Source organism: Arthrobacter sp. RIT-PI-e (assembly GCF_001187915.1).
Lineage (GTDB): Bacteria > Actinomycetota > Actinomycetes > Actinomycetales > Micrococcaceae > Arthrobacter_D.
Window position 1 is genome coordinate 1 of sequence record NZ_LGIU01000008.1, and the last position, 7401, is coordinate 7401.

The window sequence follows — 7401 nt, forward strand, 5'->3', positions numbered from 1 at the left end:
AAGACCCCCACCGCCGGCGGTACTGCACCCGAGAGAGTGTGGGAGAGTAGGACACCGCCGGACACCCCTTAGGCTGAGGCCCCCACACCACCCGGTGCGGGGGCCTCACCCACATAACCACCCACCCAACACCACCCCACCACCCCAAGCACATCGCCATCCAACGTTTCAACCGATCCACATCGACCCGGGTCGTCGACAGCGACGTCTGTCACTCGTTCCGATGTGGCTCCCGGTCGTGTTGCGCCGGCTGACGAGCTGTACCGAGCGAGGACCCGGTTCCTTTCTCACGACTCATCGGCAATTCACCGTTTCGGCGATTCACCGTTTCGACATCGGCGAGAACGAGCCGGTCCAGCTGGGAGGTGTTGTCCAGTACAGTGCGCAGGACCACTTCACGTCTCTCGCCGGCGGGAGCCAAGGGGCCGTCATCGGGCCGGCAGGAGCATGGGTGGGTGTACCGCCCTCTCGAGCGGCGCTGCCCGTTCTCCGAGGCACCGGATCGGGTCGACGCGTGGCGGACGGATCGTGTCCACCGAACCCGTGATGCGCTGACGACACCTGAAGTACTACACATTCGGCAGCCAACGGGTCGATCGTGAGCATGTGCGGTACGGGTTGCTGCTCCCGAAAGCAGGTTCTCGACCTGTCCCGAAACCGTCACCTCCTGTTCGCCGGCGACCCTCGTTCTTCGACGGCGCCGGCGATCCCTGGAGCGTCCGGCTCCACCCGGATCGTACGTTCTCCGGTGGGATGATCGGGCGTGTGCACGTCGGCTCCCAATCGGCCGAAGCACACCGTGGTGTCCGAGGTCGGCGTAGTCCGGCAGGTCGATCCGGGGAAGTGCAGGAGCACCACCAGCCGTGGCCCCACCGCGAGCCGAGATCGACGCAGGTTCTCCACTGCGTCATAGTCCGGGTGTCCCGTGGATGAGGTGTCCGTCTCGCCGTCGCCCAGCTGGGACAGCCCGGGTTTCCTTGTGAACGGTGAGTGCGTCCGGTCAAAGCGGCTCTTCTTACTCGCGGTGGGGCGCAGCGCGTTTCCACGATCCGGGCGACCTTCACCGTGATGATCCGCAGATCGGGGTCGTCGTCGGTGACGATGAGGAAGATCTTGCCGTGCACTCCCCCGCACGTCCACATGCGGGGTGAACGGGCGCTCACGGCTCACGTCCTCGAAAGACGCCGCTGTGTCACAGGCAACCTGCCGCAGCAGCACCTCGGAGAGCGTGACCAGGAGATCCGCCCGTGCTGCTCCGATGTCCCGCAAATCATCCGATCTTCTCCGTCCACGGCTACATGACGAGCAGAGACGCCGTTGCCTCTTCAGCGTGCGCCGCACCGACCCCGTCATGGTGCCCTCCCCGGACGAACGGTGAAGGCCCCATGTCGCTGCGAACGGAACAGCGACATGGGGCCTTCGGAGGTATTGGCACTGGACCAACCGTCGACGCGGCGGCCTATGGCTGGTTGTACCGCGTCCGCACGAAGAACAGGCCGACCAGGGAAATCACGGCGACGGCCATGTAGTAGAAGCCCGGTGCGCTCAGCGAGCCGGTGACATCCAGCAACCAGGTCAGCACCAGCGGTGCGATGCCGCCCAGCAACGTCACGCCGACGTTGTAGGTGATGGCCAGCCCGGTGCCCCGGATCTCCGCCGGGAACAGCGAGGAGAGCAGGGCGGGAAGCGGCCCGAAATAGAACGCCATGATCACGCCAAGCAGGCCGATGACGATCACCAGGGTGGGAACCGTGGGGTTGGTGACCATGAGCTGGAACAGCGGCCAGGCGAGCAGCAGTGCACCGACGGCCGCCAAGGTCATGACCTTGGCAGGTCCCACACGGTCCGCCAGATGCCCTACGAACGGCACACCCACAAGGGTGACCAGACCGGCAATCACGCCGCCGAGGAAGGCCGCGGTGGCGGGGATTCCCAGGTTGGTCACGGCAAACGTCGGCATGTACAGGATCATGTACACGGAGATGGTGGCAACGCCGACGCAGGCCGCTGCCGCCAGAAGGCGCCCGTAATGGTTCACGAGCAGTGTCCTGACCGGCGACGTCACCTTCTCGCTCTGAATGAAGTCCTCGGTCTCCGAGAGCCGGGCGCGGATGTAGAGTCCCACCGGGCCGATGAGCAGGCCGACGAAGAACGGTACACGCCAGCCCCAGCTGTTCAGCGCCTCGTCGGAGAGCCCCTCCGTCAGCGCGTAACCAAAGCCCGAGGCCAGCACCATCGCGGCGCCCTGGCTTGCCACCTGCCAGGAGGAATAGAACGCCTTCTTGTGCGGCGCCGTCTCGATCAGGAACGCGGTTGCGGTACCAAATTCGCCGCCGGCGGAGAATCCCTGGATGAGGCGCGAGAGCAAGATGATGACCCCGCCCCACATGCCGACCATCGCGTAGGTGGGGGCTACCGCCATGATCAGCGTTCCGCCCATCATCAGCATGAGGGTCAGGGACAGGGCGCTCTTGCGCCCCTTGCGGTCCGCGTAACTGCCCAGCACCATGCCGCCCAGCGGGCGGACAAGATAGGAGATCGCGAACGTGGCAAAGGTCAGGATCAGTGCGAACGTCGGGTCCGAATCCGGATAGAAGTTCCGGGCAATGACGGTTGCGAAGGTGGCGTAGACGATGATGTCGAACCACTCGAGGGCGGCACCGATCGAACTGCTGATGACCGCCTTCCTGGCGTCCTGAAACTGCTTCGGAGTGATCGTCGTCGTTGGTGCGCTCATGGGGTACTCCAGGTGGGCAGAAGGGTGGGAAGGCTAGGCGGTGAGGGCGTGTACAAGGTTGTCGAGGAAGGATTCGCATGCGGCGATTTGTTCCAGGGCGATGAATTCGTCGGCTGCATGCGCCTGGGCAATGTCGCCCGGGCCGCAGACCACGGTGGGAATACCGGCGTTGAAGAACAAACCCGCCTCGGTGCCGTAGGTGACCTTGTCCGGGCTGAGCGTTCCACCCAGTTCGGCCGCCAGGGAGACTATCGCGGCGTCCTCGGGAGTATCGAGTCCGGGGGTCTGGGCCAGCACCTCGAAGTCGATGCGCGCCGCCGGGTTCCGGGCCTTCATGAGCGCCTCGATGCGCTGCGCCTCGGCGCGGAAGAGCTCAATGAGCGCTACAGGGTCATCGGCGCCGATGGAGCGGAATTCGAAGTGCAGCGTGCAGGCGGCCGGTATGGTGTTCACCGCGATACCGCCCTGGATCTGGTTCACCGTGGTAGTGGTGTGCGGCACGATGTAGGCCTCATCGGATGCACCGGTGCTGGCGAATTCCCTGGCCCTGGCATCAACGAATGCCGCGAAGTCGGCGGCCGCGGAAATCGCATTCACGCCCTGGGGGGTCAGCGAGGAATGTGCCGCGATGCCGTGGAAATCCACCTTGATGACATTGACCGATTTGTGCCCCCGCACCACGCGCATGGAGGTCGGTTCCCCCACGACGGCCCCGCGCGGCTGCAGGTTGTCGGCGGTGATGGCCGCCACCAGGCCCACCGCGCCGAGGCAGCCGACTTCCTCGTCGTAGGAGAGAGCCAGATGGATGGGTTCACTGAGCCTGGCCGCGGCGATCGCGTCGATTTTGGCCATCACCACGCCGATGAAGGACTTCATGTCGGCGGCTCCCCGGGCATACAGCTTCCCGTCGCGGATCTGCGGGGTGAACGGATCGGAGCTCCAGTCTTGTCCGTCGATGGGGACGACGTCGGTATGCCCGGAGAGGACGATGCCGCCGGTCCGCGTGCCGTCATGTGCGGGAATGGTGGCCAGCAGGTTCGCCTTTTTCCCGGTTGCATCGTGGACGAGCTTCGATTCGATGCCCAGGGTCTTGAGGCGCTCACCCACGTAGTCGATCAGCGGAAGATTACTGTTGCGGCTGACCGTTTCGAACGTGATCAGTTTGGTGATTTCTTCGAGCGTTGCATCGCTCGGCGTGGCTGACATGGTGTACTCCTGGTGTTCGAGGCAACCGATTCCAAGTTCTCGGCCATCGGCCAGCGAGAAGTCTGTCATTATGGGCCATCCTTGTCACACCGCTCCGGATCCCTGACGCCAGTCTGTCTTCTGGTGCGGCCCGATGTGGTACCCGGCAGAACAGTGCGATGAATATCACGGTTACCCCGGGAGAATAGGCCGGACATCCGGTGCCATGGACTGATGGAGCCGTCTGAACGCACCGAACAGAGAAGCCGCACGCCTACGATCGCCGAGAACGTCGTCCATGATCGGCCGTTCCTACTTGCGGTAGGGCGTGAGCAACACGGTATGACGCGGTGGGCCTGATCGAGGTCGAGGCCTTCCAGAATCTGTAGCGACCAAGCTGACCGACCGAAAGGCCTTGATGATGATCGAGCCTACGGCGTGCAACCGCGCACGCCCACGTTCTGAACCTCCTTGTCACTGCGACCGTTGTGATCTCCTGGTTGGCGTGGATGGCTTTCATGTCATCGAGGTCGACGACCAGGTCGGCGTTCTCGGGTGGTCGTCGAGACCCCCACCGAACCGACCGGCTGCCGCTCATGCGGCGTGATCGCCCACAGCCATGGCCGCCGGGGCGTCAGCTTGATCGACGTACCCTGCTTCGGGCGTCCGGTCCGGCTGATCTGGCGCAAGCGGACCTGGCGCTGCGGCCAGGAGACGTGCCCGGCCCGGTCGTTCACCGAACAGCACGAGGACCTTGCCGGACCGAGGGCGTTACTCACGACACCGGCGTGCTGGTGGGCTATCGACCAACTACGCCGCGAACACGTCAGCGTGGCTGGTCTGGCACGTCAATTGAGTACGACATGGTGCACCATCCGGCATTCCATCAGAGGATTGCTCGAGGTCCTGGCTGCTGATCCGGAACGGTTCGGACACGTCAGCACACTCGGGGTCGATGAGCACATGCGGCACCACGTCTCCACCGGCTCCATTCCATCACCGCGGGCGATCGCGGACCCAAGGAGCTGACCGGCATGGTCGATCTCGCCCGTGACCGGCACGGACGCGTCCGCGCACGACTGCTGGATCGGGTCCCGGGTCGGTCAGGGAAGACCTACGCCGATCGGCTGACCGAACGCGGGGACACCTTCCGGGCCGGAGTGAGGTTCGCCGCCCTGGACCCGTCCCAGGGCTACAGGAGCGCGATCGACGACAACCTCGAGGATGTGAGTCGCTGTCCTGGACGCGTTCCATTCACGTGAAACTCGGCACCTACGCCGTGGACGAGTGCCGGCGCCGCATTCACCGAAGAGATCCCAGACCGCCGTGGCCGCAAAGGGGACCCGCGCTACAGGATCCTTAACCTCCTGCGCGCCGGGGCCGAGAAACTCACCGAGAAGCAGAAGGCCAGATCCGACTTAGCGATCGCTGCCGATGAGGACGCACATCTACCCGTCCACATCGCTCACGTCATGCGCCCAGCAGCTCCACTGTGCACACCGCCATCCCGACCCGGTCGAAGGCCGGAGGATCGCCGAGCAGATCCTCGATTCGTTCCCGAGTTGCCCGATCCCCGAGATCGCCCGACTAGGACGCACGGTGAAACGCTGGCGGGACGCGTCCCGGGCCTCCTTCGGTACCGACCGCTCCAACTACGGCGGCACCGAAGCCGTCAACGGGCTCATCGAACTCCACCGCCGCGTCACCCGCGGCTTACGGAACCGGAACAACTACCGCCGACGCATGCTCCTCACCGGCGGCGAGCTTACCCACACCCACACCCACCTCACGTAAGAAGAGCCGTCAAAGCCGTGCGACATGTCACTGGGTGTACGAGCATGGACGTCACATGTCGTGCGTCCACCGGGATCACCTACAGGGTCATCTGTTCCCCGACGCCATGCGAGGTGTGCCGAGGTTTTGTGGACGTGTGGTCCGCAGGTACAGGTACTTCGTCGGCGTCATGTCATGGGGACGCGGTCGGACGGGCCGTTGATCGATGTACCTCCAGTACGGATACTCGTCGAACCTCGGCCTCCTCCACCGGGCACCCGAGCGTCCGACCTCTCCACCGTTCCGGAAGCGCCAGGACGATCTCCTACCCGGGTGATGAACTGCGGGTGCAACCTCACTCCGCTCGACAAGAACCTCTGCGGTCCGCATGGAATTGACCTGGGACCGTGCACCACCGTGCGAGTTGTCGGAGGACTGCTCGTGCCCGATACGGGTCCTCACCGACGGTTGAGAGGAACCCGAGCACCTTCGGTCGCGGACCGAACCTACCTCGGTACTCGCGGAACTTCAGGGACGTCATCTCGTTCACCGGACCGGACGGTACCCCGAGGGATCCACCCTGATCCGGTGATCTCGTCCGGACGCCCTCGTGCCGTCCGTCCGAGGTTGTTCCTCTGGTGGATGGAGGATGAGGTGATCTCCGTGAGTCCGCCGGCAGTCACCGCGATGGATCGAGGAGAGACCGGAGCTGCTACCCGTCGAGCAGTGGGGACCGCGTCGGGCGGTCGTTCCATGACTCACCCCGTAGGCATACGGGGGCATGGTCCAAGGCGACGTGACCCGGAGGACCTCTCGCCTACAGGTCGGCATGCGTTCGATCCGACCCGGAGCTGTCGCTCGGCCGACAAGGCGAGGTGCGAGGAACTCGAGGGGTGCGGGACCAGGGTGGACGGCCGAGGAGTCGGGGGGGCCGCTTCGTACTGCCGAAGGTAGTGCCCGGTAGTTAGCAGACTCGGGTGATAAGTGCTGGAGGTCTACTGGAGGACGGAGACCTTCCTCGTCACGTTCGCGACGTTTCGTGATGCCCAGCCCTTCAGCCGTATGGTCCGGTGTCTTCGCAGGAGGTCCGGATGGTGGAGATCCGTCATCCGGGCAGAGCCCTCGGCTCATGACTGCGCCCATCGTCGTGATCGAGGATGGGTTACCGCAGGGCGAGTACCACCGCCGGCCCGACTGGAAGCATCGTCGCCGGTTCCGCTGGACGGAGTATCAGGTGCAGAGTGCGCGGGAGGGGAGGGGTGATGGCAGGCAGGCTCACACATCCCGGCGCAGGTCGCGGAGTCGCCGCGGACCCTCCTGTGTCGATGGCGAACCGTGTACCGGTGCATCACCAGGCCTGCAGTGCCTGGTTTGCGTTCACGGTGGGGCGGTCGTATAGTTATCGAGTTGCCCCGATGAGGGCAGCAAACCCCATACACTTCAGAGTCAAACCGCTTCGGCATCGCCGAAACCGGTAAGCCTGAAGAAGTGGCCACAAAGCTGTTGAACCGTCAGACATCGATCCTCGATCGGGAACTACGGGGAGCGGATTTGGACTTCTGGTGGTGATGGGGTAGGTTTGAAAAGTTGCTTCGGAGCGAGGACATGACGCTTTGGTTGTGTTTGGTGCCGGTTGCTCCTGTTGTTTGAGAACTCAATAGTGTGCCAAGTTTGTTGATACCGATTGTTTGTTGATTGGTTGAATT

Annotated in this window: 2 protein-coding genes and 1 pseudogene; 1 reads left to right on the plus strand and 2 read right to left on the minus strand. The window is 64.1% G+C overall.

Going from position 1 to position 7401, the window contains the following annotated elements:
- Positions 1-1459: 1459 nt before the first annotated feature.
- A complete protein-coding gene (locus AC792_RS00325) occupies positions 1460-2737 on the minus strand; it encodes an MFS transporter (protein ID WP_049828615.1) in 1278 nt (425 codons plus the stop codon).
- A 33-nt stretch (positions 2738-2770) separates the two neighbouring features.
- Positions 2771-4012 (minus strand): acetylornithine deacetylase, encoded by a 1242-nt coding sequence (gene argE, locus AC792_RS00330; RefSeq protein ID WP_162838428.1) that lies wholly within the window; start codon positions 4010-4012, stop codon positions 2771-2773.
- A gap of 331 nt (positions 4013-4343) precedes the next feature.
- Between argE and AC792_RS18075 the strand changes: the two are divergent.
- Positions 4344-5716 (plus strand): annotated as a pseudogene (locus tag AC792_RS18075) (ISL3 family transposase).
- Positions 5717-7401: the final 1685 nt, after the last annotated feature.

What these genes read in the sequence shown, in the direction of transcription:
- argE (WP_162838428.1), bottom strand. Translation starts at nt 4,012, where the DNA reads ATGACAGACTTCTCGCTGGCCGATGGCCGAGAACTTGGAATCGGTTGC.
- AC792_RS00325 (WP_049828615.1), bottom strand. Translation starts at nt 2,737, where the DNA reads ATGAGCGCACCAACGACGACGATCACTCCGAAGCAGTTTCAGGACGCC.